Origin of the sequence: Paraburkholderia sp. CI2, assembly GCF_014201055.1 — a bacterium.
GTDB classification, from domain to species: Bacteria; Pseudomonadota; Gammaproteobacteria; order Burkholderiales; family Burkholderiaceae; genus Paraburkholderia; species Paraburkholderia tuberum.
The window spans coordinates 33201-59807 of sequence record NZ_JACHDL010000037.1; the positions used below are offsets into that span (position 1 = coordinate 33201).

Genomic DNA, 26607 nt, shown 5'->3' on the forward strand with positions numbered 1-26607 from the left:
CAGACGGCAAATAACCAGGCAATGCAGGACCGGTGGCCGCGCGAGCAGTGACGCGCCCCACGACGGCGGGACACAGGCAACAAGAGAGAAGGGACCGGGACATGAGTACGAACCAACAGACGCCGCACGCCCTCGGGCTGCCGGCAGCGTCGTTCAGCAACGCTCCCGTCTTGCCGCGCGCCGCTTCGGCCGGCACCGCCCTTCTCGCCAGCGTCCTCGTCACCGCCTGCTTCACGAGCCATGCCTATGCCGAGCAGGTTGCCAATCCGGGCGACCTCGTCGTCGAGCGCAGCGTCACGCCGCGCGACGCGTTCGTCCCCGTGCCGCACGACCAGGACCCGGTCGCCGTGCGCGCCACCACGTTCCCCGCCAACTCGTTCGATCCGACGATCGCGACGCTCGTGGGCGACACCGATCTGACGAACGCGCACGGCTCGAACGGCGTCGCCGCCGGCGGCGTACTCGGCGGCACCGGCATGCAGGCCGTCACGCAGATCCTCTCCGGCAAGGCGACCGGCAACACGATCCCGCTGAACTCGGGCGGCATCGGCGGACCGGCGACGGGCGTAGGCGGCACGATCAGCTCGTCGGTGACGGGCGCGCTCGCGCCGCTATCGAACGTCCTCGGCGGCACGCTCGGAGGTCTGAAATGAGCACACGTCTGCGCCCCTCGCTGCGCTCGCGGCAAATCGCTGCGGCACGCCCGGCCCTGCGCGTCTGCGCGTGCCTGTGCATGGGCGTCGCTGCGTTCGTCGCCGGCGCGGCTCACGCGCAGGCGCAAGCGGTGCCCATCGTCGGCGCCATCGCGACGATCGGCACCGGCGCGGGCATGGGCGCGACGGGCGCGCTCACGGTCAACGAAACGGCTGGCCTCGACAACGCGCAGGCCAACCAGATCACGGTGACGAACGGCGCCGCGGTCGGCAACGCGAACGCGAGCGTGCAAAGCGCGTCGGTGGCCGCGAACGTGCCGCGCGCGCAAGCGTCGATCGAAGCCAATGCGTTTTCGAACACATCCGGCGCGGTGCTGGTGAACCAGTCGGCCGGAGCAGGGAATCTGCAGCGCAACAGCACCCAGATCGGGACTGCGGCGCTCGGAGTCGAGACCGTCTCGGATGGGGAGCTATCCGCGACGGCCCCGAAAAACGGCAGTCCGGGGCAGTCGAATGCGATTCACGGCGTGCGCGAGGCAAGCATTTCCAGCGATGCATTGCGCAACGCGAACGGAATCGTGCAAATCAACCAGGCAGCCGGCGCCGGTAATGCCACGGCAAACAGTTTTGTGCTCCGTCCCCCGGCGGGCACTTTTTTTAACTGACCACACTTAAGTATCGGAGCGAATCATGAAGCGCACTTTTATTGCCACGGCCGTTCTCGTTGCCGCGTCCGGCAGCGTGCTTGCCGCGCCGCAGAAGGCCTACCTGTTCAATACGACGGTCGTCGGCGAGATGGTCGGCGTCGAAGGTCTGGTCGGACTGTTTGGCTGCGTGCATGTCTCCAGCACGGCTAACGCGGTGATCAACAACAATCAGACCGTCAACGTGAATGCGACGCTCGATCCACAGGCGCAGACCTACACCAGCGGCAACGTGACCACGACCCTGAACAACAGCAGAACGTCGGTCAGGGGCGGCGGCTCGGCATTCGCGTTCACGACGCAAAACCATACGTCGTCGAGCTCGGGCTCGCAGGGCTTCGAAGCCTCCGGCGGCTATGCGTACGGCAGCCAGAGCGCGAGCGTGACGAGCGGCGGCTATGAAACCAGCCAGCAGGCAGCCGGCATCGCGGGCAGCTTCTCGCACACAAGTCAGAACTCGGGCGGCCATCTGTCGGCCGGCGGCTCGATCGGCGGCAGCTACAGCTATCAGGACCACAACACGTTCTCGCACGGCAGCGGCTCGTTCAGCGCCCGCGGCGGCCTGCAGGCCGGTTATCGCGAATCGAGCTACGCGAACTCGTCGGGCGTCGCCGGCGGCTTCGAAGCGAGCGAAGCGTCCGGGCAAAGCCGTTCATGGGGCTTCAGGACGAGCGAAGGCTCCGGCTATGCGATGGTCGGCGAGCAATCGTCGGGCTACTCGCGCAGCCGCTCGTCGTCGAGCGACTCGTATGGCGCCGCCTGGGGCATCGACGCAGGCATGTCGACGACCGACGTGACGACGCGCGGCTCGATCACGCAGCACATCAACAACGAAGCGGCCGCCACGCTGAATGCAACCACCGGCACCAACGCAGCCAGCAACGTGTCGGGCAACCTCGGCATCAACATCGCGGAAGGCATCGACAACGCGCAGAGCAACGACGTGTCGCTCGCCTCGGTCGACGTCGGCAACGTGTTCGGCAACGCGCAGGCCTTCAACGTGCAGTCCTCGGGCGGCAGCGCAACGATCCACAACTTCAATCTGAACGCGTCGGTCGGCAACGGGTCGCTGTCGGGTGTGACGGGCAACGTCGGTGTGAACATCGCTTCCGGTATCGGCAACGCGCAGGACAACGCGCTTGCCGGCGCCGTGACGACGACCTCGCCGGGCAAGGCGCTGACCACCGCGATGGATGCGACGGACGACAACTCGCAATCCGCGACGATGGCCGTCCACGGGCAATTCCAGGGCACCGCGAGTCTGGGTGCCGATACGCTGAAAGGCGCCTCCGGAAACATCGGCGTGAACATCGCCGGCGGCGCGGGCAACTTGCAGCACAACGGCCTTGCCATCGCGGCGCTGAACAGCGGCAAATAAGCCGACGACGCGGCGAGCGCGGGCAAGCAGAAGAAGCACTAAGCAGTCGGAGGGGCGCGCCGGCAGCCATCGAAGCTGCCGGCGCGGATCGGGCAGGAGACCAGCATGACCGGGTTCAAGGGGTTCCGGGCGCTACCGTTCGCCGTAGCGCTGGCAGGGTGCGTGCTGTGCGCGGATCACGCCGCCGCACAGTCGAGCATCGACACGTCCACGTTCGCCGGCGTGCCGTTGACGAAGACGGTCCGTTCGATGAAGGACCTGCGCTACAACCACATCGTCAATCAGCAATTCGATTACAGCTGCGGCGCGGCGGCGCTCGCCACCCTCCTCAAGTACGGCTACGGCATCGATATTCCGGAAACCGAACTGATTCGCCGGATGATGGTCTTTTCAACCCCCGAAGTCGTCGTCAAGAACGGCTTCTCGATGCTCGACATGAAGCACTTCGTCGAGACCATCGGACTGCGCGGCCGCGGCTTTCGCGTCAACGTCGAAGCGCTCCACCATCTTCAGATCCCCGTGATGGTCCTGATGAACATCGACGGCTACGAGCATTTCGTGATCGTCAAGCATGCGCAGGACGGTCGCGTGTTCATCGCGGACCCGGCGCTCGGCAATCGCATCGTGCTCGAAGAGGACTTCGCGAAGACCTGGAACGGTCTCGTGTTCGCGGTCCTCGGCAAACCCTTCAGGGAGGATTCACCACTGTTGCAGGACAACGAGTCGCTCGCGCTGAAGCTGCGCGCCGCTGCGCTGGCAGCCGGCACCGCCGCGACTCCCTTTTTCGAGTACGGCTTGAACAAGGCAGACATGTTCTGATCCCGCCATGAAGTCACACTTCACACAGCTTGGGTTCGTGCTCTGCGCCGTCGCCTGCGGCGCAGGCGGCCTCGCCCACGCTTCGGAGGGCGCCGCCTCGCCACCGGCTCCCGAACTTTCGATACCGCCCGAGCCAGGCGCCGCGCCCCTGCGGGTGCAACTCGTCGGCGACGACGTGCTCGCGACCCAGACCGGCAAATACGCCGGCGCGACGATGATCTCCGGCTTCGTGCTGAACGTCATTTCGCAATGGCAGTTGCCCAACGGCGCGAGCGCGCTCGCCCAGGGATCGCTGAGCGCGGTGCAGAACGGCGGCGGCCAGCTCACGAGCTCCGTCAGCACGTTCGCCAGCGTGAGCGGCGGCGCGCACGGCCAACCAGGCGATTCGGGCGCCAACCCGAATGCCCAGGCGCGCGGCGGCCAGAGCGTCGGCGTCAACGGTGTGTCGCAGATCACCCAGGTCGCGGGCGATCGAAACAGCGGCACCAACGCCGCGCTAATCGACTTCAACAACAGCGCCGTGACGCTGACGGGCTCCGCCAACGCGCCGTCGGCATCGGCCAGCAATTCGACCGGCTCCGTGAAAGCCGGCATTTCGTTCGGCAGCAACGGCGTGAACGTGGCGCTGCAGACACCCGCTGGGCTCGCCACCCAGACCATCGCGCCGAGCAACGGGCAGATCGCCCAGTTGCTGCAGATTGCAGGCAATAACCAGCAAGTCGCCAACGCCCTGCAACTGCATCTGCAAACCCAGCAGATGTCGGCTTCGATGCTTCGTCAGTTAGGCGTACTGCAGGCACTGCAAAACAGGAGATGACGAAGCGGGCCGCCACCCGCCAGTTGCAGCAAAAGCAGTAAAGAAACGGCCGCGCAGTCAGCACCGCGCGGCCGGACCACCGGGGGAGCAAAAATGAAAAAAGTGTCATCTACCAGGGCACCGCGCATGGCTCTCGCGGCCATTCCGGCCGCCGTCATGCTGTGGGCTCTTTCTCAGTCGGCGAGCGCGCAGGCGCTCGCCGGTCAATCCGTGGAGGACCGTCTGAACACGCTGATGCGCGTCGTCGACGAGCAGCAGCGGCAGATCCATTCGCTCGAACGGCAGGTCACCGAACTCGAGATGGCGCAACGCGGACGCGGCGTGCCGGGCGCCGACGCCCCGGCGGGCAGCGACACGGTGGCCGAGCAGCCCGGCGCCGACGGCTTGCCGGTGCCGCTGCCGCCGCTCGCGCAGATCGCGCCCGGCGCGCCCGCGCCGGCGGGCACCACCGGCACCGCGACCGGCGTGCCGGTCAATCCGCCGACGCCGGACGGCAGCAATGCAGGCAACGCCAGCGCCGGCGGCCTGCCCGCCGCCACGGACGGCAGCGGCGCGGTCGGCCGGACCCAGCGCGCGAACGAACCGGTGCGCACCCAGGCCGAGCAGGCGGTCGTGCAACGCGAGCATGCGCCGCTCTTCGACCACAAGCTGACGATGGACTTCGGCATCAGCGACACCTACTACGACCGTCGCCAGTTGCAGTTGTCGGGCTTCCTCGCGCTCGACGCGATTTTCCTCGGCAACATCAACCTCGGCCAGACCAAGTCGCACCAGGTAATGGCGGACCTCGACACGCGCTACGGCGTGTCCGACCGCATCAATGTCGACGTCGACGTGCCGTACCTGTATCGGCGCAGCACCTTCATCGTCGGCGGCGCGGGCGGCGCGGCGAGCACGCTGTCGGACGCGACGGTGTCGAGTCACGACATCGGCGACGTGAACTTCGGCCTCTACTACCAGTTCGTCAGGGAAACCAATGCCTTGCCGGACGTGGTCGGCAGTCTGCGCGTGAAGGCGCCGACCGGCAGTTCGCCGTTCGGCGAAAAAGTCGTGCAGGTCGACGCGGACAACACCAACCTCGTCGCGCCGACCAGACTGCCGACCGGCACCGGCTTCTGGAACATCACGGCGGGTCTGTCGGTGCTGAAGACCTACGACCCGGTCGTGCTGTTCGGCAGCGTTTCCTATACCTACAACCTCGCGCGTTCGTTCGCGGACATCTCGTCGGTGCAGGGACAAACCGAACCGGCGACGGTCAAGCTCGGCGACATCGTGCAGTTCGGCGGAGGCGTCGCGCTCGCGTTCTCCGACAAGGATTCGGCCAGCGTGTCGTTCACGATGGCGCTCGAACCCGCGTCGCAGACCAAATCGCCGGGCGGCAGCTATCAGAAGGTGCCGGGCAGCGAAACCACGGCCGCGGCGATGAATTTTGGCCTGAACCACGTCGTGAACAAGCATCTGACCATCAACGGCTCGGTATCGATCGGACTCACACCCGACGCGCCGAACTTCGTGGTCGGCATGCGCTTTCCGTACACCTTCTGACGTGCCAACGATACGAGGTCGAACGTGCGTGAATCACCTCATCTGAACAGTGTGGCTTCCGTCGCGGCAGCGGGATCGCATCTGTCGCTCGCGGTGCCGAAGCAGCGCGCCGCCGTGTCGTCCGCTGGGTCCGCGGCGGCGCCGGGCGTTCTCCCACCGGCAAGCAACGAAGCCGGCGGCCCGGCGAGCGCCGCGGTGCGCGGCGTCGAGCGACAGTTGCTGTACGTCGCGCGCACGCCCGACGAAACGCTGATCGCGCATCTGCAAAGCCGCGGCTGGCAGGTCGCGGCGGCGCGCTCGGCGCACGAACTCGGGCGGCTCGTGAAACCTGACATCGCATGCGCGGGGATCGTCGATCTGGCGAGCTTCGCGCCGCGCGACATCGGCGGGCTCGAGGCGAGCCTGCGTCAGCAGCAGATCGGCTGGATCGCGCTGGCGACCAACGAGCGGCTCGACGATCCGCTCGTGCGACGCCTCGTGCGCCACTACTGCTTCGACTTCGTGAAGCTGCCCGTCGCGCACGCGACGATCGACTATCTGGCCGGCCACGCGTTCGGCATGGTCGCGCTGTGCGACCCGGAACTTCCGCCGCCCGTCAGCGAAGCGGGCGACGAGGAAATGGTCGGCACCTGCGAGGCGATGCAACAGCTTTTTCGCACGATCCGCAAGGTCGCGAACACCGACGCGAGCGTGTTCATCGCGGGCGAATCGGGCACTGGCAAGGAGCTGACCGCGCTCGCGATCCACGAGCGCTCGCCGCGCCGCAAGGCGCCCTTCACGCCGATCAACTGCGGCGCGATCCCGCATCATCTTCTTCAATCCGAACTGTTCGGCTACGAGCGCGGCGCCTTTACCGGCGCGAATCAGCGCAAGATCGGCCGCGTCGAGGCGGCAGACGGCGGCACGCTGTTTCTCGACGAGATCGGCGATCTGCCGCTCGAAAGCCAGGCGAGCCTGCTGCGCTTTCTGCAGGAAGGCAAGATCGAGCGGCTCGGCGGACGCGAATCGATTCCGGTCGACGTGCGCATCATCTCGGCGACCCACGTCGATCTCGACGGCGCGATGCGCGAGGGCCAGTTCCGTGCGGATCTGTTTCATCGCCTGTGCGTGCTGCGCGTCGATGAGCCGCCGCTGCGCGCGCGGGGGCGGGACATCGAGATTCTCGCGTACCACATGCTGCACAAGTTCAAGACCGACAACGCGCGCAAGATTCGCGGCTTCACGCCGTCGGCGATCGAGGCGCTCTACAACTACAACTGGCCCGGCAACGTGCGCGAGCTGATCAACCGCGTGCGCCGCGCGATCGTGATGGCCGAGAACAAGCTGATCTCGGCCGACGACCTCGACCTCGCGGGCTACACCGAGCAGGAAAGCATGACGCTCACGCAGGCGCGCGAGGCTGCCGAGAAGCGCGCGATCGAGGCCGCGCTGCTGCGCCATCGGCACCGGTTGAACGAGGCGGCGGTGGATCTGAACATTTCCCGCGTGACGCTGTATCGGCTGATGGGCGTGCACGGCTTGCGCGAACCGGGCAGCGCCGACGACAAGGGAGCGCTCCCCGCGGACGGGCCGGCGCGGGCGTGAGCGGCGGGTACGCGTCGGTGTGGATCGACGGCTCGGGTAGAATCGCCCGGTTACCCTCCTCTTTCCATTCGATGACGACGCTCACCCTGATCGTCGCTCGCGCCAGCAACGGCGTGATCGGCCGAGACAACCAGTTACCCTGGCGACTGCCCGAAGACCTCAAATTCTTCAAGCGCACGACGATGGGCGCGCCCATCATCATGGGCCGCAAAACGCATGAATCGATCGGCCGGCCACTGCCGGGACGCCGCAACATAGTCGTCACGCGCGATGCCTCGCGGCGCTTTCAGGGCTGCGACACCGCGACCAATCTCGACGAAGCGCTCGCGCTCGCCGCGCAGGACCAGGCGCCGCAGGCGTTTCTGATCGGCGGCGCAGAGCTCTACGACGAAGGGCTGCGCCATGCGGACAAGCTGATCGTCACCGAAATCGCCGCCGACTTCGACGGCGACGCGACCTTCCCCGCGATCGACCCGCAGGTGTGGGAAGAAATCGCGCGCGAAGCGCATCACTCGAATGCGCCCAACGACTTCGATTACGCATTCGTCACGTATCAGCGCAAGGACGTCTGACGGCGCGCGCCGCGCAAGCGATAAAAAACGCCACGCAACGTTCAGTTGCGTGGCGTTTTCGTTTGATACGGGGCTGCGTTGGAACGCGCCGTCCGGCTTACTGCCCCGCGATCGTCATCCGCTCGATCAGCACCGAGCCGGTCTGCTTGGTGCCGCGCGTGATCGTATCCGCGCCGACCGCGACGATATGGCGGAACATCTCCTGCAGCGTGCTCGCGACCGTGATTTCCTCGACCGGATACTGGATCTTGCCGTTCTCGACCCAGAAACCCGACGCGCCGCGCGAGTAGTCGCCGGTCACGTAATTGACGCCCTGCCCCATCAGTTCGGTCAGCAGCAGACCCGTGCCGAGCTTCTCCAGCATCGCCTCGAAGTCGTCCTCGGGGCGCGTGTTCGAACTGAGCAGCGACAGGTTGTGCGAGCCGCCCGCGTTGCCGGTGGTCTTCATGCCGAGCTTGCGCGCCGAGTAGGTGGACAGGAAGTAGCCCTCGACGACGCCGTCCTTCACGACCGGGCGCTGGCGCGTGCGCACGCCTTCCTCGTCGAACGGCGCGCTGCCCATCGCGCGCGCGACGTGCGGGTCTTCGACCACCTGCACGTGCGGCGCGAACACCGGCTTGCCGAGGCTGTCGACCAGAAACGAAGTCTTGCGATACAGCGCGCCGCCGCTCGTCGCCTGCACGAATGCGCCGAGCAGGCCCGCCGCGAGCGGCGCCTCGAACAGCACCGGCACCTTGCGCGTGTCGAGGCCGCGCGCGCCGATGCGCGCGAGCGCGCGCTGCGCCGCGTAACGACCGACCGCTTCGGGATCGGCGAGTTCGTCGGCGCTGCGCGTCGACGTGTACCAGTCGTCGCGCTGCATGTTGCGGCCGCTGCCGGCGATCGGCGCGCACGCGACGTAGTGGCGCGAATACGGATAGCCGGCGAGGAAGCCGCGCGAGGTCGCCAGCACGAACTGCGAGTGCTGTGCCGACACGCTCGCGCCTTCCGAGTTCTTGATCTGCGGATCGGTCGCGAACGCGGCGTCTTCGGCGCGGCGCGCGATTTCGACCGCTTCGTCGGCGGACAGATTCCACGGGTGGTACAGATCGAGGTCGCGCGGCGCGGTTTCGAGCAGCTCCGCTTCGGCGAGGCCCGCGCAATTGTCTTCGGCGGTGAAGCGCGCGATGTTGTAGGCGGCCGCGACCGTGTCCTTCAATGCCTGCGGCGAGAAGTCCGAGGTGCTCGCGTTACCGCGTTTGTTGCCGATGAACACCGTCACACCGACCATCTTGTCGCGGTTGTGCTCGATCGTCTCGACTTCGCCGCGCCGTACCGAGACGGACAGGCCGTCGCCTTCGGAGATTTCGGTCGCGGCGTCGGTGCCGCCGAGCGCCTTCGCGTGACGAAGGATGTCCGAGGCGATTTCCTTCAGCTCATCCTGGGTATGCGGAAAAAAGCGCTGCTTGACGTCCATGTCTGCTGCCATTGTGGTTGCCGTCCTGTTGGGGCCGCGCGGCCCGGATATGCGCACCGTATTCGGCGCGGGCGCGCGGGTGCGGGATAAATGCATCCCGCGATCATAGCAAGGTACGCGCCGCCGCGGGTCGGGCCGGCGCGGCAAGTTACAATACCGGCATGACACGCAAAACCCGCATTCAACCGATCGAATCCGTCGTCACGGAAGTCGACGAAAACGGCTACGATCGTCCGAGCAAGTCCCAGGTCAAACGCGAAATGCAGGCGTTGCAGGATCTTGGCTTGGAACTCGTCGCGCTGCCGAAAGACGCGCTCAAGCGCATGCCGATGCCCGAAAAGCTCGACGAAGCCGTGCGCGAAGCGCGCCGCATCACCGACCACGAAGGCAAGCGCCGCCAGATCCAGTACGTCGGCCGCGTGATGCGCTCGCTGCTCGACACCGAAACCGCCGCGCTGCGCACCGCGCTCGACACCTACAAGGGCATCAACAAGTCGGAGACGGCGAAGCTCCATTGGATCGAGCGCACCCGCGAAAAGCTGCTGGCCGACGACGCCGCGCTGACCGAGTTCATCCGCCAGCACCCGAGCGCCGACCCGCAGCAGGGCCGCACGCTGATCCGCAACGCGCGCAAGGAAGCGGAGCAGAGCAAGCCGCCGCGCTACTTCCGCGAGTTGTTCCAGTGGATCAAGAGCGCGGCCGGCACCGACGACGAAGCGCAAGACGCGCACGACCCCAACCTCGCCGCGGAAGACGACGATGACGACCGCGACGCCTGATCAACGTAAGCAACGTCGGCACCCCGACGAAATCGTGATCGGCCTCGTGTCGATCAGCGACCGCGCGTCGACGGGCGTATACGAGGACAAGGGCATTCCGGGGCTGCAGGAGTGGCTCGGCGCGGCCTTGAGCTCGCCATGGCAGGTGGTCACGCGGCTGATCGCCGACGACGCGCCGACCATCTCGGCGACGCTGATCGAGCTGGTCGACGAAGTGGGCTGCGATCTGGTGCTGACGACCGGGGGCACCGGACCGTCGCGCCGCGACGTGACGCCGGAGGCGACGCTCGCTGTCGCGACCAGGGAGATGCCCGGCTTCGGCGAGCAGATGCGGCAGATCAGCCTGAATTTCGTGCCGACCGCGATCCTGTCGCGCCAGGTCGCGGTGATCCGCGAAACCGAACGACACGCCGCGCTGATCATCAACCTGCCCGGCCAGCCGAAATCGATCAGGGAAACGCTGGAAGGCCTGCGCGATGACGGCATGGTCAAGGTGCCAGGGATTTTCGCGGCGGTGCCGTACTGCATCGACCTGATCGGCGGCCCTTACGTAGAAACGAACGTCGACGTGGTCAAGGCGTTCCGGCCGAAAAGCGCGCAACGCGCGCCGCGGCAAGACTGAGGTTCGAGGTTCGGGGCCGGCCCGTGCAGGCCCGCGCTTTACTGAGCGCTCGCGGCGGCGTCCGGCGCCGACGGCACGAGGAAATGCTCGCGGTAGTACTTCAGCTCGTCGATCGACTCGTGGATATCGGCCAGCGCCGTATGCATCGCGCGCTTCTGGAAGCCCTTGTAGATGACCGGCTGCCAGCGCCGGCACAGCTCCTTCAGCGTGCTCACGTCGAGGTTGCGGTAGTGGAAGAAGCTCTCCAGATCCGGCATCCAGCGCGCCATGAAGCGGCGGTCCTGGCAGATCGAGTTGCCGCACATCGGCGACTTGCCGGGCGGCACGTACTGGCCGAGGAACTCGCGGATTTGCGCGGTCGCGTCGGCCTCGCTGACAGTCGACGCCTTCACGCGATCGATCAGCCCCGAGCGGCCATGCGTGTTCTGGTTCCACTCGTCCATCTTCGCGAGCGATTCATCGCTCTGATGAATCGCGAGCACCGGACCTTCGACCATCCTGTCGAGCGTCGAATTCGTCACCACCACCGCGATCTCGATGATGCGGTCGGTGTCGGGCTCGAGCCCGGTCATTTCCATGTCCAGCCAGACGAGATTCATGTCGCTGCGCACGAGCGGCGGCTGTTCGGTGGATGCGAGGATGTCAGTCATGAAGGCAACCCTGAGGGCCGCGCGGCGGGCTTAGCTGGAAACCCGCGCGGCGCGGCATGTGTTCGTTTGAAATCGATTCGCGCGGTTCGAGCCGGGCCGGCCGCGCCAAAGCGCCGCCCTGAACTGCTACCCGGAGCTCTTGCGTTGAACCGTCACGTTAAACCGTATCTCCGCCGCGAGGCGGGAAGAAACATATAATTCTCGCATAGATACCACGGAATCCCCGGATGCCTACCCTGTACTTCACCGCCCTGTTCGTCGTCGCCGTCGTCGCGATGGTCGGCACCAAACTCTGGCTCGCGTCGCGGCAGATCCGCTTCGTCGTCGCGCATCGCGAACAGGTGCCGAGCCAGTTCGCGAACACCATCGCGCTCACCGCGCATCAGCGCGCGGCCGACTACACGGTCGAGCGCACGCGGCTCGCGATGGTCGAGATCGTCGTCGGCGCGGCCGTGCTGATCTGGCTCACGCTGCTCGGCGGCGTGCAGATGCTCGATCTCGCGATCTCCGACTGGCTCGGCCGCGGCTACGTCGGTCAGATCGCGCTGGTTGCCGCTGTGATCGCGATCACGAGCGCGATCGACCTGCCGTTCGATTACTACCGGCAGTTCGTCGTCGAGCAACGCTTCGGCTTCAATCGCATGAGCAAAAGCCTGTTCTTTTTCGACCGTCTGAAGGGCGCGCTGCTCGGCATCGCGTTCGGCCTGCCGTTGTTGTTCGTCGTGCTGTGGCTGATGAACCGCGCGGGCAACCTGTGGTGGCTGTGGGCATGGGTCGTGTGGGTCGCGTTCCAGATGTTCGGCCTGCTGATTTTCCCGACCTTCATCGCGCCGCTCTTCAACAAGTTCGAGCCGCTGAAGGATGAAGCGCTCGTGACCCGCATCGAGGCGCTGATGAAGCGCTGCGGCTTTGCCGCGAAGGGCCTGTTCGTGATGGACGGCAGCCGCCGTTCGGCGCACGGCAACGCGTACTTCACCGGCTTCGGCGCGAGCAAGCGCATCGTGTTTTTCGACACGCTGCTCGCGCGCCTGTCGGGCCGCGAGATCGAAGCGGTGCTCGCGCACGAGCTCGGCCACTTCAAGCGTCGTCACGTGATGAAGCGCATGCTGGTCACGTTCGCGATCAGCCTCGCGATGCTCGCGCTGCTCGGCTGGCTGACGCAATGCGTGTGGTTCTACGAAGGGCTCGGCGTGCGGCCGTCGCTCGTCGGCGGCAATAGCGGACTCGCGCTCGTGCTGTTCTTCCTCGCGCTGCCCGTGTTCATGTTCTTCGTCACGCCGCTTGGCAGTCTCAGCTCGCGCAAGCACGAGTTCGAAGCCGACGCGTTCGCGGCGACGCAAACCGACGCGCACGATCTCGTCAACGCGCTCGTCAAGCTGTACGAGGACAACGCGTCGACGCTGACGCCCGATCCGATCTACACCGCGTTCTACTATTCGCATCCGCCGGCCTCGCAGCGGATCGACCGACTGCTGCAGCACGCATGAGCGGCCGCGCTCCGAAGAAGGCGGCGCGCGGCGCGTCGGCCACCGCATCCGGCATGCACGGCGCGCGCACGGGCGGCCTCGTGGTGGCCGCGCACGGCCGCCACTATCTGGTCGCTCCTGAAGACGGCGGCGCGTTGCTGCAATGTTTCCCACGCGGCAAGCGCAGCGAGGTCGCGGTCGGCGATCGCGTGATCTATGAGCCGACCTCGGCGGATCAAGGCGTGATCGTCGAGATCGGCGAGCGGCGCAATCTGCTGTATCGCTCGGATCAGTACAAGTCGAAGCTGTTCGCCGCGAACCTCGACCAGTTGCTGATCGTGCTCGCCACCGAGCCGCATTTCAGCGAGGATCTGCTCGGCCGCGCGCTCGTCGCCGCCGAGGCGAACGAATTGAAGCCGCTGATCGTGCTGAACAAGATCGACGTCACCGATGCTCTGGACGGCGCGCGCAAGCGGCTCGAGCCGTATCGCGCGCTCGGCTATCCGGTGCTCGAAGCGTCGATCCGGATGCAGCCCGAGGCGGCACGCGCCACGCTGACCGAACATCTGGATGGTCACGCGACGCTGCTGCTCGGCCAGTCCGGCATGGGCAAATCGACACTCGTGAACCTGCTGATTCCCGATGCCGAAGTCGCGACGCGCGAGATCTCGACCGCGCTGAACAGCGGGCGCCATACCACGACGTTCACGCGTCTTTATCCGCTGCCGCGGTCGGAGGGCACGACCGGCGTGAATGGCGTCAACGGCGCGGCCGGCGCGCTGATCGACTCGCCGGGCTTTCAGGAATTCGGCCTGCATCACCTGACCGAAGGCCGGCTCGAACGCGCGTTCCCCGAGTTCCGGCCGCTACTGCCAAACTGCCGTTTCTATAACTGCCATCATTTGCACGAGCCTGGCTGCGCGATCCTCGAAGCGGTCGCCGACGGGCGCATCCGCCGCGAACGGCATGCGCTTTATGCGCAGCTCGTGCACGAGGCGAGCCAGATTGTCCGCTGACATGAAGCTGATGCGCGCGCCGAACCTGATCATCGGACAGCATTGGGTCAACGTGCTGGAGACCGCGGGCATCGCTTGCGAGCTGCACAACCGCTATCTAAACGGTGCGCTCGGCGAGATTCCGGCCGACCAGTGCGCGCCGGAGCTGTGGCTCGTCGATGAACGCGATGAGGCGATCGCGCGGCGGCTGATCGAAGCGGCCTCGCGAGGACCGGCGCCGGGCGCGCCTCCATGGCATTGTCAGCAGTGCGGCGAGGTGCTCGAGGCGCAGTTCACCGTGTGCTGGCAATGCGGGACTGTGCGCGATCCGTTGAAGGGGTGAAGTGGAGTCGGGAATTGAAGAAGCCGGGCATTGCCCGGCTTCTTCTTGTGCTGCGCGCGTGGCCTGGCCGCTTCAGGCGAGCCACACCGCGATGGTCAGCATCAACAGCAGGATCATCCACAGTACGACTGCACGCCACACCAGCCCCACTGCCGATTGCAGCGTGCGCGGCGTGCAGTCGTCGCCGACCTGCATCGGACCGCCGTCGCCCGTGGCGAGCGCGTCGAGGCTCGACGGCTCCGCGAGTGGCCCGGCCAGACGCGCGCCGAGCGCCCCGCTGCCCGCGGCGAGCAACACGCCGTCGTTCGTATCGGGCCACTGCCGCGCATGATTGCGCCACGCGTAAATCGCATCCTCGAAATTGCCGACGATCGCAAAGCCCAGCGACGTCAGCCGCGCCGGCACCCAGTCGATCACGAAGAACGCGCGCTGCGCGAAGCTCGAAAACGCGACGGTGCGGTCGTCGGCCGGCCGCGCCCATGCGCGCGCGAGATATTCCGCGCAACGGTACAGCACCGCGCCAGCGGGACCGACCGGAATCAGAAACCAGAAGAACACGCCGAACACATGGCGATGCGACGCGACCACCGCGTGGATCAGCGTGTGACGCACGATCTCGCTGACCGGCATGTCGACGGTCTCGAGCCCCGTCCATTCGTTGAGAATTTCGCGCGCGCGTGGCACGTCGTCGTTGTTCAACGCGAGATGGATGTCGGTGAAGTAATGGCTGAACTGCCGGAAGCCTAGCGTGAAGTACAGCACCACGACGTTCCACAGGAACGCGAGCATGAAGTGAATGTGATACAGCACGTAGTAGACGAGCGCGACCGCGAGCGTCCAGGGCACCACCACGACGAGCCACGCGAGCAGACCGTGACGTTGCTTGCCAGCATCGAATCCTTGCGCCGCCGACTCCGCATGGTATTGAAGCAACGCGGACAACGGATTGTTCGGCGACAGCGCGCGTACCTGTTCAATGATCAGAGCCAGCAATACGGAGAAAAAAGTCATGCGATGCGCCGTGCTTTTTAAGTTTTTACGATTGTTTTATAACGATAGCACAGGGTCGGATGAGTCTGAACGCGGATGCTGACAAAGCGCCGACAAGTGCGTCGTTCGCGCAACTGTGCATCGTCGACGCGGCGATGCGAGTCACGTAATTTATGCGGCGAGGAACCGATACAGGTTGCGCAGCATCGCCGCCGTCGCGCCCCAGATGAAATGATGGCCGCCTTGCACGGCTGCTGGCGTGACCGTCTGCGCGTGGTGCGCGCCGCGCTGCTCGGCGGCCTCCGGAGCCACCGTCAATTCGCCGCGCGGATACGGCATCGCGAAGAAGCGGCGCTCTCCGCCCTCGTAGCGGAACAGGCGCTCTTCGTGGTTGGACGGGTCCATCAGGAACGCGAGCGGCACTTCGAAGACCTCGGCCACTTCGAGCGTATCGATCTCCAGCGAGAACGGCGGGTGCACAAGAGCGATGACCGGCGACACGCGAAAGCCGGTGCCAGTGAGATAGTCGGGCAACGCGCCGAGAACTTCGACGCGCGACGCGTCGAGGCCCACCTCTTCGCGCGCTTCGCGCAGAGCCGTGGCAGTCGCATCAGCGTCGAACGGTTCCTGGCGGCCGCCGGGAAAACTCACCTGACCGGCGTGATCGTTCAGATGGTCCGCGCGCTGCGTGAGCAACACGGTAAGACCACGCGCGCGCACGACGAGCGGCACCAGCACCGCGGCCACGCGCGGATCGAGGTCGGTATTGCGCCACGGCGCATCGGCAATTTTCTCGGGTGTCCAGGCAAGCTGCCGATCAAAGCGCGCCCGCAGTGCATCGGGCGTCAGACGCTCGCGCGCGACCGGTGGCAGATCGGCGCCTGTCGCGATGACAGGCAGAGTTTCGGGCTCAAAGACGGGGCGGATCAACGGGTCTCTCTGATGAGCGTGGACATGCCGCTATTTTGACCTGGCCAACAAAAAAGCACCCGCGAGGGGTGCTTTTTCTTACAGCATTTACGCTTGGGAAGCAGCGCGGTCTTTCGAGACCAGCTTTTCCTTGATTCGAGCCGACTTGCCCGAACGCTCGCGCAGATAGTACAGCTTCGCACGACGCACATCGCCGCGACGCTTGACGACGATGCTAGCCAGCAGCGGCGAATACGTCTGGAACGTACGCTCGACGCCTTCGCCCGACGAAATCTTACGGACGATGAACGACGAATTCAGACCACGGTTACGCTTGGCGATCACGACGCCTTCGTAAGCCTGCACACGCTTACGCGTGCCTTCAACCACGTTCACGCTGACGATGACCGTATCGCCCGGACCAAAATCCGGAATGGTCTTTTCGCCGAGAACGCGCGCGATTTCTTCCTGCTCGAGTTTTGCAATCAGATTCATCACTGACTCCTAGATCCATCTTGTCGGCGTTCGTACCTGCCTCACGCGCTTACTGCGTTGGGCTACGGCCCCGATAGAGGATGGGTTCACATCTGGCACCGCACACGCATGCACGGCACCACCTTGTGTCCGCTTGAAAGACCGGGCCTCAGGCCTTCGGCTCTTCCTTCGCGAGACTCGCGAGCCACGCCTCGTCGGCACGGCTCAGCATTCTGTTCTTTCTGGCCTTCAGGATCAGATCGGGCCGCTTGTTCAACGTGTTGCGCAATGCTTCGCGCCGCCGCCACGCTTCGATTTCCGCATGATGGCCGCCGAGCAGCACATCAGGCACCCGCACGCCCTCGTATTCCTCGGGACGCGTGTAGTGCGGACAATCGAGCAGCACATCGACGAAGCTATCCTGCACCGCCGACTGTGAGTCGTTCAGCACGCCAGGCAACTGACGCACGACCGCATCCATCAACGCCATCGCGGGCAACTCGCCGCCCGACAGCACGAAGTCGCCAAGGCTTACTTCTTCGTCGACGACACGGTCCAGCAGACGCTGGTCGATCGCTTCGTAGCGCCCGCACAACAGGATCAGACCGGGTTCGGCCGCGAACTTCATCACGCGCTCGTGATTCAGTGTGGCGCCTTGCGGCGACATCATCACGACGCGCGCCGCGCCGATGCCCTGCTCCGACTGCGCCGCTTTCGCGGCACTGATCGCCTCTTCGAGCGGCCGGGCCAGCATAACCATGCCGGGGCCGCCGCCGTATGGGCGATCGTCGATCGTGCGGTAGTTGTCGGTCGTGAAATCGCGCGGATTCCACGTACGCAACCCATAGCGCTGCTGCTTCGCGGCCCGGCTGGTGATACCCCAGTCAGTCAGCGCGCGGAACATTTCTGGAAAGAGCGTCACGACATCGAACTGCATCGCTCTCCCCGCTCAACGATAGATTTCAATAGTCAGCTTCCCAGTCGACGACGATATGCTTTGCCGCCTGGTCCACCGTTTTGACAAAGACGCCGACGAACGGGATCAAACGCTCGCCTGCGACCGGCTTGCCGTTTTTGTCGGTAGCCGGATATTCGATGCGCAGCACCGACTGCGCGCCGTTGTCGATCATGCTGGCGACTTTGCCGAGGTTGAGCCCGGCGAGATTCACCACGTCCAGGCCGATCAGATCGACCCAGTAGAATTCGTCGGCTTCGAGCGCCGGAAATTCGCTACGGCCGATGTATACGCGAGAACCGCGCAAAGCCAACGCCGTATCGCGGTCAGCGACGCCACCCAGACGGGCGACCACGCTGTCGCTATGTGTTTTGGCCTGCAAGGACGGCGCCGATTTGCGCTCCTGGCCTTTCAGCAGCCACCAGCGCTTCGCGCTCAGCAAGACGTCGCCGCCTTGCCCGGCATCCGCATGCGCGGCTACCTTGACCCAGCCTTTGAGACCATAGGCGTCGACGATTGCGCCGACTTCGACCGCATCGGCCGGCCAGCTTGCGGCCGTTTCGATGCGCATTTCTGCAGCTTCGAAATCGGCGTTCGCAGCACTGGCTTGCGCCTCTTTCGCCTTGCCGTCGGTTCGTTCGACCGGCTTGCGGACGAATGCACCGAACGACGCCTGACCAGACGCCTTTGCGCGCGAAGCTGCCTTGACGCTACCAGAACTGCCGGAATCACGCACAGACATCGAATAACCTCGACAACAACTTCGCAGCCTGCTTTGGCGTCTGCTTCAGTAAAACAAATTGCGCATCGGACTGCTCACGCGAGTTGCGCGAGCCGCCGGCCGAACCGACGACGATACGCCTGCGGGCCGCCATATCAAGCAGCCGGCTGCGCCTTTTGCGCTTCCTTCACGAGACGTTCGACGGTCGGCGACAGTTGCGCGCCAACACCTTGCCAGTACGTCAGGCGATCCTGAGCGATACGCAGGGACTCGCCCTTCGTAGCGACCGGGTTGTAGAAACCGACGCGCTCGATGAAGCGGCCGTCACGACGGCTGCGCGAGTCGGTGGCGACGATGTTGTAGAACGGGCGCTTCTTGGAGCCGCCACGAGCCAAGCGGATGATGACCATACTAGAATCCTTGAAAACCGGGGTTCGGAACGACTGAAACACGCGATTATAGCGGGAAACCAACGCCATAACAAACACTTACCGGGATAAACTGCGGAACCGGGCTGCACCCACCTTCTACAAGAGGTGCGAGAACCGGTTCAAACGCCCGAATTACCTGAAGGAGCGCCTGTGCAACGCCAGCCGAAACTCCCGTTTCCGTTCGCCTTTTGTGCCTTTTTCGTACGCTTTGCTGGACTTTCGCGCACCTCGTGCAGCCGGATTCTACGTGCGGTAGCGGCCGCGGTTATCGCCGCGCAGGCGTTGACGGCAATCGCCGCGCTGCCCATCGAGAAAATCAAGCTGCCGCCGGGCTTTCACATCGAAGTGTTGTCGGACGAGGTGCCGAGCGCGCGCGCGATGACGTTGTCGCCCAAGGGCATTCTCTACGTGGGCAGCGACGATGGCCATGTGTATGCGCTCGAGCTGCGGAACGGCCGCGTGACGGGTCACCACGTGATCGCGTCCGGGCTGCAGATGCCCGCCGGCGTCGCGTGGCGCGACGGCGCGCTGTATGTGTCGGCCGTGTCGAAAATCGTGCGCTTCGATGCGATCGACTCGCACCTGAACGATCCGCCGAAACCCGTCGTTGTCACCGACAAGCTGCCGACGGACACGCATCACGGCTGGAAATTCATCGCGTTCGGCCCGGATGGCAAGCTGTACGTGCCGCAAGGCGCGCCGTGCAATATTTGCCAGAGAGATCCGGACCGCTTTGCGATGATTGGCCGCATGAACCCGGACGGCAGCCACTACGAGGTCGTCGCGCGCGGCATCCGCAATTCGGTCGGCTTCGCGTGGCATCCGGTCACCCACGAACTTTGGTTCACCGACAACGGTCGCGACCTGCTCGGCGACGATATTCCGAGCGACAAGCTCAACCGCGCGCCGCTAGTCGGCATGAACTTCGGCTTTCCGTACTGTCACGGCGGCGACACGCCCGACCCCGAGTTCGGCAAGGATCATCCGTGCAGCGAATTCACGCCGCCAGTGGTCAAGCTTGGCGCGCACGTGGCGGCGCTTGGCATGCGCTTCTACGACGGCCCGATGTTTCCAGCCGACTACCGCAACAATATCTTCATCGCCGAGCACGGCTCGTGGAACCGCAGCAAGAAGGTCGGCTACCGCGTCGTGCGCGTGATCACCGACCCTGACGGCAGCCACGCACGCCAGCAGGTCTTTGCCGAAGGCTGGCTGCAACCCGGCGAATCGGTCTGGGGCCGCCCCGCCGACGTGTTGCCGCTGCCAGACGGTTCGCTACTGATCAGCGACGATACCGCCGGCGCGATCTATCGCGTCACGTATTCAGCGCCGTAATACGCGGATGCACGCATGTCCGGCTGAACGGCTGCACTCACCTTGAGCCAGGTCCGGCGCATCCCGCCACCCCGCTTTCAGCCTGGGCGATCGTCCTCCACGTGACCACCCGCGCGCCGCAGGCGTAGAATGCGCGTCGGCCCGCGCCCCCGCGGCGCGCCGCTCCTTTCGACCGCCCGTCACTCTGCCCACGCGTTCATGCCCACCGCTGCCTCGACTTCCCCGCGCTTCAGATCCAAGACGCTCACCGCCGCGTTGGCGTTCCTGTTCGGCAGCCTCGGCGCCCACCGCTTCTATCTGTACGGCACCCGAGACATCTACGGCTGGGCGCATCTACTCGGCACGCTGGTCGGCATTCCCGGCGTGATGCTGCTGGTCGCGACCGAGCGCGCGTCGATCCTGGGCTGGGCGCTCGCGCCGATCGGCGCGGTTTCGCTGTTTGCCGCGTTTCTGGCGGCGCTCGTCTACGGGCTGCGTCCTGATCAGAAATGGGATGCGCAATTCAACACCCACACGCAACGCAAAAGCCGCTCCGGCTGGACGGTCATTTTCGTCGTGATCTTTTCGCTGCTGATCGGTGCGTTTCTGCTGATGACCGGTCTCGCGCTCGCGTTCCAGACCTACTTCGAAAGTCAGGTCGAAGCGGCCAAAGCGATTTCGCAGTAATGCCCCAGTGGCGGGACCCGCAGACGTTCCTGCGCGCTAGAAAAGCCTCAGTTGCGGATTGTCGCGCGCCGGTGCGCTCACCTGCTCGGCGCGCGGCGGCTCGATCCGGCGGAAATGCGACATGTCGAGAATGCCGCGGTCGCGCCCGTTCAACCCTAACCGGCGCACGGCCTTGTGAAAGCGCTGCCTGAGCAGATCCGCCCATAAGCCCTCTCCCTTCATGCGGGTCGAGAACGAAGAATCGTAATCTTTGCCGCCTCGCATGTCGCGCACACGGCTCATCACGCGCTCGGCCCGATCCGGGAAATGTGCGCCCAGCCAATCCTTGAACAGCGGCGCGACCTCCCACGGCAGCCGCAGCACGATATAGCTCGCATTGCTGGCGCCCGCTTCGGCGCATGCTTCGAGCACGCGCTCCATATCCGGTTCGGTGACGAACGGGATCACCGGCGCGATGCTGACGCCGACCGGAATGCCCGCCTCGCTGAGCGTACGGATCGTGCGCAGCCGGCGCGACGGCGTGGCCGCGCGCGGTTCGAGCGTGCGCGCGATGTCGGCGTCCAGCGTCGTGATGGTGATCGCCGCCATGAATTGCCCGCGCCCGGCCATCGGCGCAAGCAGGTCGATGTCGCGCTCGATCAGCGATGATTTGGTGATCGCCGCGAACGGGTGGTTGCGCTCGCTGAGCACCTCGATCACACGACGCGTAAGACGCAAGTCACGTTCGGCCGGCTGCCATGCATCGGTGGCGACGCCGAGCGCGATCGGCTCGGGTACATAGGATTTCTTCGACAGTTCCCGCTCGAGCAGTTCGGGCGCGTTGATCTTCGCGTAGATGCGGCTTTCGAAATCGAGCCCGGGCGACAAGCCCAGGTAGCTGTGCGTGGGCCGCGCGAAGCAATAGATGCAGCCGTGTTCGCAGCCCCGGTAAGGATTCAGCGACACATTGAACGGAATGTCCGGCGACGCATTGCGTGTGAGGATGGTTTTTGCGCGCTCCTCGAACACCTGCGTGCGCAGGACCTTCGGCTCCCCGTCTTCGTCGGCCGTCTGCCAGCCGTCGTGGACGGCTTCGCGCTGGTCGACTTCGTAGCGGCCTTGCAGGTTCGTGACCGCGCCGCGCCCCTTGCGAGGCGCCGGCGGCGCGATCGGAAATTCGGGAATGTCAGGGGTGTCGGGGTCATCCACGGCGGGCCACGCAAAGCAAACGCAAACAGGAAGCGCCAAAGGAAAGCGGCGCAAAACACCTGTATAAATATACAGTGTTTACGCCGTTTGTCGAGCACTTCGTTGGTCGCTTGATGCGCGTCCAACCCCTCAGTGAACCGGCAACCTACTCGCCCACCGCGATCGTCAGCGTCTCCTTGATTTCCTCCATCACCACATAGCTCTTCGACTGCACCGCGCCCGGCAGCTGCAGCAGGATGTCGCCGAGCAACTTGCGGTAATCGGCCATTTCGCCGATGCGCGCCTTGATCAGATAGTCGAAATCGCCCGACACGAGGTGGCACTCGAGCACCTCGGGGATCTTCTGCACCTCGCGCCGGAACAGATCGAACATGTTGCCACTCTTGTGATCGAGCGTGATCTCGACGAACACGAGCAGCGCCGCGCCCAGCTCGGCCGGGTTCACGCGGGCGTAGTAGCCGGTGATCACGCCGTCGCGCTCCATCCGCTTGACGCGCTCGATGCACGGCGTCACCGACAGACCGACCTGCTCCGCCAGGTCCTTCATCGCCATACGGCCGTCCTGCTGCAGGAGCCGCAGGATCTTGTGATCGAGCTTGTCGAGAGCCCGCACGGGCTGGCGCTGGGTACGCATGGTGTTTTTTCTAAAAATGATGAAAATACAATAACAAAACCTGTCTCACTGTTAATAGTATAGCGGTTAACACTGGGCAAACGGCATTTCACCTCACATTGCAGCTCGCCGGATCGAATCAGATCGAACCTCCGACGAGCGCCTTGCCCTCACTCAATTTTTGGATATCTGGAGCAGCTATGCGAGTCGTCGTTTTGGGCAGTGGCGTCGTCGGCGTGACGAGTGCGTATTACCTCGCGCGCGCCGGTCACGAAGTGACCGTTATCGATCGCGAGGCCGGCCCGGCGCTCGAAACCAGTTTCGCCAACGCGGGCCAGATCTCGCCGGGCTACGCTTCGCCGTGGGCCGCCCCGGGCGTGCCGCTGAAGGCCGTCAAGTGGATGTTCCAGAAGCACGCGCCGCTAGCGATTCGCGTCGACGGCACCGCGTTCCAACTGCAATGGATGTGGCAGATGCTGCAGAACTGCACGGCGCCGCGCTATGCGGTGAACAAGGGCCGTATGGTGCGGCTGGCCGAATACAGCCGCGACTGCCTGCAGGCGTTGCGCGCCGACACCGGCATCGAGTACGAAGGCCGCACCGGCGGCACGCTGCAGGTATTTCGCACGCAACAGCAGTTCGACGGCGCCGCGAAAGACATCGCCGTGCTGCAGGAAGCCAACGTGCCATACGAGCTGCTGACGGCCGACGAACTCGCCAAGGCCGAACCAGCACTCGCCGCGGTGTCGCACAAGCTCACCGGCGGCCTGCGCCTGCCCGGCGACGAAACCGGCGACTGCCGGATGTTCACGACGCGCCTCGCGGCGCTCGCCGAGGAACTGGGCGTCAAGTTCCGCTACAACACGTCGATCGACGCGCTCGCGATGGCGGGCGGCCGCATCGCCGGCGTACAGTGCGGCAGCGAACTCGTGCGCGCGGATTCGTTCGTGGTCGCGCTCGGCTCGTATTCGACGCGCTTCCTCGATGGCATAGTGAAGATTCCGGTCTATCCGCTGAAAGGCTATTCGATCACCGCGCCGATCGTCGACGCGGCTGCCGCGCCGGTGTCGACCGTGCTCGATGAGACCTACAAGATCGCGATCACGCGCTTCGATGACCGGATTCGCGTCGGCGGGATGGCCGAGATCGTCGGCTTCGACAAATCGCTGCGCCAGGCGCGCCGCGAGACGCTCGAGCTTTCTGTGAATGACCTGTTCCCGGGCGGCGGCGACACCTCGAAGGCGACGTTCTGGACCGGTCTGCGGCCGATGACGCCGGACGGCACGCCGATCGTCGGTCGCACGCCGGTTCCGAACCTGTTCCTGAACACCGGCCACGGCACGCTTGGCTGGACGATGTCGTGCGGCTCGGGCCAACTGCTCGCCGACTTGATGTCGGGCAAGCAGCCCGCGATTCGCGCGGACGATCTGTCGGTGCATCGCTATCTCGGCGAGACCGCGGGCGAGCATCGGCCGGCGTATGCGTGAGTTTGAGTGCGTGCGCTGACGCGGCCCGGGCCGCGGCGCAGGCCGCAACGAACAGCAGCCGGACAAACAAACGGCGCCTCGCGGGGCGCCGCTTGCATTTCAATGTGCTGCCGCGATCGCGGCCGGCATCGAGGCATGCTCAGAACTGGTCTTCCGACAAAGCCAGCACGCCCTCGCCCCCCTTCGCGCTGACGATCGCCACTTCGAGCGCCGTCGCCTGCGGCAGCACGTGCTCGGCGTAGAACCGCGCGGTCGCGATCTTCGCGTCATGAAACGCTGGGTCCTCGTCGCGCTTCGTCGCCGCGGCAAGCTGCGCACGCGCCATCTGCCAGCCGCCCAGCACGATGCCCGCGAGCTTCAGATAGGGCACGCTGCCCGCGAACACCGCATTCGGATCGCCCTTCGCATTGGTGACGACGAAATCGACGACCGCGCCAAGCGCGCGCTGGCCCTGCGCGAGCTGTGTGCGCATCGACACGAACGCCGCGCCCTGCTGCGCGCCAAGCGCTTCAACCGTTTCGGCGACGCCAGCGAGCAGTTCCTTCGCGACCTTGCCGCCGTCGCGCAGCGTCTTGCGACCGATCAGGTCGTTGGCCTGGATCGCGGTCGTGCCTTCGTAAATCGGTAGAATGCGCGCGTCGCGGTAGTACTGGGCAGCGCCGGTTTCCTCGATGAAGCCCATGCCGCCATGCACCTGCACGCCGAGGCTCGTCACGTCGATCGACAGCTCCGTGCTCCAGCCCTTCACGATCGGCACCAGATATTCGTAGATCGCCTGATGCTTCGCGCGCGTCGCATCGTCCGGATGACGATGCGCGATATCGCAGTGCGAGGCCGCGAGGTAGGCGAGCGCGCGCGACGCCTCGGTGAGGCTGCGCATCGTCGACAGCATGCGGCGCACGTCCGGGTGCTGGATGATCGCGACCGACTGCTTCGCGGAGCCGTCCACGGGACGGCTCTGCACGCGCTCTTTCGCATACGCGACCGCCTTCTGATATGCGCGATCCGAGATCGCGACACCTTGCATGCCGACCGCGAAACGGGCGGCGTTCATCATGATGAACATGTATTCGAGGCCACGATTCTCTTCGCCGATCAGCTGACCGAGCGCGCCGCCGTGATCGCCGAACTGCAGCACCGCGGTCGGGCTCGCCTTGATGCCGAGCTTGTGCTCGATCGACACGCAATGCACGTCGTTGCGCTCACCGAGCGAACCGTCTTCGTCGACGAGAAACTTCGGCACAAGGAACAGCGAAATGCCTTTCACGCCATCGGGCGCGTTCGGCGTGCGTGCGAGCACCAGATGCACGATGTTCTTCGCCATGTCGTGCTCGCCCCACGTGATGAAAATCTTCGTGCCGAACAGCTTGAACGAACCGTCGGCCTGCGGCTCGGCGCGCGTGCGTACGAGCGCGAGATCGGAGCCGGCCTGCGGTTCGGTCAGGTTCATCGTACCGGTCCATTCGCCGGAAATCAGCTTGGGCACATAGGTCTGCTTTTGCGCTTCGCTGCCAGCGGTTAGCAGCGCTTCGATGGCGCCGTCGGTCAGCAACGGACACAGCGCAAAAGAGAGGTTCGACGCGTTGAGCATTTCGATGCAAGGCGTCGCGATCAGCTTCGGCAGGCCCTGGCCTTCGTAGTCGAGCGGATGTTGCACGCCCTGCCAACCGCCTTCGGCAAACTGGCGGAAGGCTTCCCTGAAACCCGGCGTCGCAGTGACCACGCCATCCTTCCAGCTGCTCGGATTGCGATCTCCGTCGACGTTCAGCGGCGCGAGCACTTCGCCGCATAGTTTCGCCGACTCGTCGAGCACGGCCTGCGCGGTGTCGAGGTTCGCGTCCTCGAAGCCGGGCAGCTTCGCGATGTCTTCGAGTCCGGCCAGTTCTTTCATCACGAACAGCATGTCCTTGATGGGCGCCGTATAGCTCATTTCGGTTCTCCTCCCTTGATATGAAAAAAGGGCGCGGGACTTGGTCGGTCCTGCGCCCTTCGCTTGCTTTCGGCGGCCTCTTTTCAGGCGCCGCGGCGCTTAGCCGAGTTCGCTCACGAGTTCCGGCACGAGGGTGAACAGATCGCCAACCAAACCGTAATCGGCCACGCTGAAAATCGGCGCTTCTTCGTCCTTGTTGATCGCGACGATGACTTTCGAGTCCTTCATGCCGGCGAGGTGCTGGATCGCACCCGAGATGCCGACTGCGACGTACAGTTGCGGCGCGACGATCTTGCCCGTCTGGCCGACCTGATAGTCGTTCGGCACGAACCCCGCGTCGACGGCCGCACGCGATGCGCCGAGCGCCGCGCCGAGCTTGTCGGCCAGCGGCTCGAGCACCTTCATGTAGTTCTCGCCATTGCCCAGACCCCGGCCACCCGACACGATGATCTTCGCGCTCGTCAGTTCCGGACGATCGAGCTTCGTCACTTCGCGGCTCACGAACTGCGAGAGGCCTGCGTCGGC

28 protein-coding genes are annotated in these 26607 nt (G+C 65.2%); 16 read left to right on the forward strand and 12 right to left on the reverse strand.

Annotated features, from left to right (window positions below):
* Positions 1 to 101 precede the first annotated feature (101 nt).
* The 8 genes from HDG32_RS33200 (at position 102) to HDG32_RS33235 (ending at position 8072) form a co-directional block, all read left to right on the forward strand.
* Complete coding sequence (locus HDG32_RS33200) at positions 102 to 653, forward strand: hypothetical protein (RefSeq protein WP_184073798.1); 552 nt, start codon at positions 102 to 104, stop codon at positions 651 to 653.
* Positions 650 to 1318: a hypothetical protein gene (locus HDG32_RS33205; protein ID WP_184073800.1), complete on the forward strand. Its 669-nt coding sequence runs from the start codon at positions 650 to 652 to the stop codon at positions 1316 to 1318. Before HDG32_RS33200 ends, HDG32_RS33205 begins: the two co-directional genes overlap by 4 nt.
* Before the next feature lie 25 nt (positions 1319 to 1343).
* Positions 1344 to 2735, forward strand: coding sequence for a hypothetical protein (locus HDG32_RS33210; protein WP_184073802.1), 1392 nt, complete (start codon positions 1344 to 1346; stop codon positions 2733 to 2735).
* Positions 2736 to 2840: 105 nt separating this feature from the next.
* Positions 2841 to 3554 carry a C39 family peptidase gene (locus HDG32_RS33215; protein WP_184073804.1) on the forward strand — a complete coding sequence of 238 codons (714 nt, stop codon included), beginning with the start codon at positions 2841 to 2843 and terminating at the stop codon, positions 3552 to 3554.
* 7 nt (positions 3555 to 3561) lie between these two features.
* Entirely contained in the window at positions 3562 to 4371 is an 810-nt protein-coding gene (locus HDG32_RS33220) for a peptidase C39 (protein WP_184073806.1), read from the forward strand.
* A gap of 126 nt (positions 4372 to 4497) precedes the next feature.
* Positions 4498 to 5916: a hypothetical protein gene (locus tag HDG32_RS33225; protein WP_260336684.1), complete on the forward strand. Its 1419-nt coding sequence runs from the start codon at positions 4498 to 4500 to the stop codon at positions 5914 to 5916.
* Positions 5917 to 5940: 24 nt separating this feature from the next.
* Positions 5941 to 7500, forward strand: coding sequence for a sigma-54 dependent transcriptional regulator (locus tag HDG32_RS33230; protein ID WP_184073810.1), 1560 nt, complete (start codon positions 5941 to 5943; stop codon positions 7498 to 7500).
* Between the two features lie 71 nt (positions 7501 to 7571).
* A complete protein-coding gene (locus HDG32_RS33235) occupies positions 7572 to 8072 on the forward strand; it encodes a dihydrofolate reductase (RefSeq protein WP_018421333.1) in 501 nt (166 codons plus the stop codon).
* A 97-nt stretch (positions 8073 to 8169) separates the two neighbouring features.
* Here the strand turns inward: HDG32_RS33235 and pmbA are convergent, their stop codons facing one another.
* On the reverse strand, positions 8170 to 9540 hold the full coding sequence (gene pmbA, locus HDG32_RS33240) for a metalloprotease PmbA (RefSeq protein WP_184073812.1): 1371 nt from the start codon (positions 9538 to 9540) through the stop codon (positions 8170 to 8172).
* Positions 9541 to 9689: 149 nt separating this feature from the next.
* On the opposite strand from pmbA, the gene yjgA reads away from it, so the two are divergent.
* A complete protein-coding gene (gene yjgA, locus HDG32_RS33245) occupies positions 9690 to 10307 on the forward strand; it encodes a ribosome biogenesis factor YjgA (protein ID WP_184073814.1) in 618 nt (205 codons plus the stop codon).
* Entirely contained in the window at positions 10288 to 10929 is a 642-nt protein-coding gene (mog, locus tag HDG32_RS33250; protein WP_184073816.1) for a molybdopterin adenylyltransferase, read from the forward strand. The genes yjgA and mog overlap by 20 nt, the downstream gene beginning before the upstream one ends.
* A gap of 38 nt (positions 10930 to 10967) precedes the next feature.
* Here mog and orn read toward each other — a convergent pair whose 3' ends face one another.
* Positions 10968 to 11579, reverse strand: a complete 612-nt coding sequence (orn, locus tag HDG32_RS33255) for an oligoribonuclease (RefSeq protein WP_184073818.1) — start codon at positions 11577 to 11579, stop codon at positions 10968 to 10970.
* A gap of 227 nt (positions 11580 to 11806) precedes the next feature.
* Here orn and HDG32_RS33260 point away from each other — a divergent pair, with 227 nt between their 5' ends.
* From HDG32_RS33260 to HDG32_RS33270, 3 genes are read left to right on the forward strand one after another with little or no spacing between them, the layout of a single operon-like run.
* A complete protein-coding gene (locus HDG32_RS33260) occupies positions 11807 to 13066 on the forward strand; it encodes a M48 family metallopeptidase (RefSeq protein ID WP_090801268.1) in 1260 nt (419 codons plus the stop codon).
* Entirely contained in the window at positions 13063 to 14061 is a 999-nt protein-coding gene (gene rsgA, locus HDG32_RS33265; RefSeq protein ID WP_184073820.1) for a ribosome small subunit-dependent GTPase A, read from the forward strand. Before HDG32_RS33260 ends, rsgA begins: the two co-directional genes overlap by 4 nt.
* A gap of 1 nt (position 14062) precedes the next feature.
* On the forward strand, positions 14063 to 14383 hold the full coding sequence (locus HDG32_RS33270; protein WP_184073841.1) for a DUF2007 domain-containing protein: 321 nt from the start codon (positions 14063 to 14065) through the stop codon (positions 14381 to 14383).
* 72 nt (positions 14384 to 14455) lie between these two features.
* Here the strand turns inward: HDG32_RS33270 and HDG32_RS33275 are convergent, their stop codons facing one another.
* The 6 genes from HDG32_RS33275 to rpsP form a co-directional block, all read right to left on the reverse strand.
* Positions 14456 to 15394, reverse strand: coding sequence for a CobD/CbiB family protein (locus tag HDG32_RS33275; protein ID WP_184073822.1), 939 nt, complete (start codon positions 15392 to 15394; stop codon positions 14456 to 14458).
* A gap of 150 nt (positions 15395 to 15544) precedes the next feature.
* On the reverse strand, positions 15545 to 16303 hold the full coding sequence (locus HDG32_RS33280; RefSeq protein ID WP_184073824.1) for a CoA pyrophosphatase: 759 nt from the start codon (positions 16301 to 16303) through the stop codon (positions 15545 to 15547).
* Between the two features lie 87 nt (positions 16304 to 16390).
* Positions 16391 to 16777, reverse strand: coding sequence for a 50S ribosomal protein L19 (rplS, locus tag HDG32_RS33285; protein ID WP_013090115.1), 387 nt, complete (start codon positions 16775 to 16777; stop codon positions 16391 to 16393).
* A gap of 148 nt (positions 16778 to 16925) precedes the next feature.
* Positions 16926 to 17693 carry a tRNA (guanosine(37)-N1)-methyltransferase TrmD gene (gene trmD / locus HDG32_RS33290; protein ID WP_184073826.1) on the reverse strand — a complete coding sequence of 256 codons (768 nt, stop codon included), beginning with the start codon at positions 17691 to 17693 and terminating at the stop codon, positions 16926 to 16928.
* Between the two features lie 25 nt (positions 17694 to 17718).
* Positions 17719 to 18453 (reverse strand): ribosome maturation factor RimM, encoded by a 735-nt coding sequence (gene rimM / locus HDG32_RS33295; protein WP_184073827.1) that lies wholly within the window; start codon positions 18451 to 18453, stop codon positions 17719 to 17721.
* Between the two features lie 134 nt (positions 18454 to 18587).
* A complete protein-coding gene (gene rpsP / locus HDG32_RS33300) occupies positions 18588 to 18842 on the reverse strand; it encodes a 30S ribosomal protein S16 (RefSeq protein WP_013090118.1) in 255 nt (84 codons plus the stop codon).
* A 171-nt stretch (positions 18843 to 19013) separates the two neighbouring features.
* On the opposite strand from rpsP, the gene HDG32_RS33305 reads away from it, so the two are divergent.
* Positions 19014 to 20198: a sorbosone dehydrogenase family protein gene (locus HDG32_RS33305; protein ID WP_184073829.1), complete on the forward strand. Its 1185-nt coding sequence runs from the start codon at positions 19014 to 19016 to the stop codon at positions 20196 to 20198.
* A gap of 198 nt (positions 20199 to 20396) precedes the next feature.
* Positions 20397 to 20864: an NINE protein gene (locus HDG32_RS33310; protein WP_184073831.1), complete on the forward strand. Its 468-nt coding sequence runs from the start codon at positions 20397 to 20399 to the stop codon at positions 20862 to 20864.
* 36 nt (positions 20865 to 20900) lie between these two features.
* On the opposite strand, the gene HDG32_RS33315 is transcribed toward HDG32_RS33310, so the two are convergent.
* Complete coding sequence (locus HDG32_RS33315; RefSeq protein WP_184027770.1) at positions 20901 to 22052, reverse strand: PA0069 family radical SAM protein; 1152 nt, start codon at positions 22050 to 22052, stop codon at positions 20901 to 20903.
* Between the two features lie 145 nt (positions 22053 to 22197).
* Positions 22198 to 22686, reverse strand: a complete 489-nt coding sequence (locus HDG32_RS33320; RefSeq protein WP_090801287.1) for an Lrp/AsnC ligand binding domain-containing protein — start codon at positions 22684 to 22686, stop codon at positions 22198 to 22200.
* Positions 22687 to 22865: 179 nt separating this feature from the next.
* Here HDG32_RS33320 and HDG32_RS33325 point away from each other — a divergent pair, with 179 nt between their 5' ends.
* Complete coding sequence (locus tag HDG32_RS33325) at positions 22866 to 24152, forward strand: D-amino acid dehydrogenase (RefSeq protein WP_184073833.1); 1287 nt, start codon at positions 22866 to 22868, stop codon at positions 24150 to 24152.
* Positions 24153 to 24291: 139 nt separating this feature from the next.
* Here HDG32_RS33325 and HDG32_RS33330 read toward each other — a convergent pair whose 3' ends face one another.
* Positions 24292 to 26082, reverse strand: a complete 1791-nt coding sequence (locus tag HDG32_RS33330) for an acyl-CoA dehydrogenase (protein WP_184073835.1) — start codon at positions 26080 to 26082, stop codon at positions 24292 to 24294.
* Positions 26083 to 26181: 99 nt separating this feature from the next.
* On the reverse strand, positions 26182 to 26607 hold a 426-nt coding region (locus HDG32_RS33335), incomplete at its 5' end, for an electron transfer flavoprotein subunit alpha/FixB family protein (protein ID WP_221307947.1).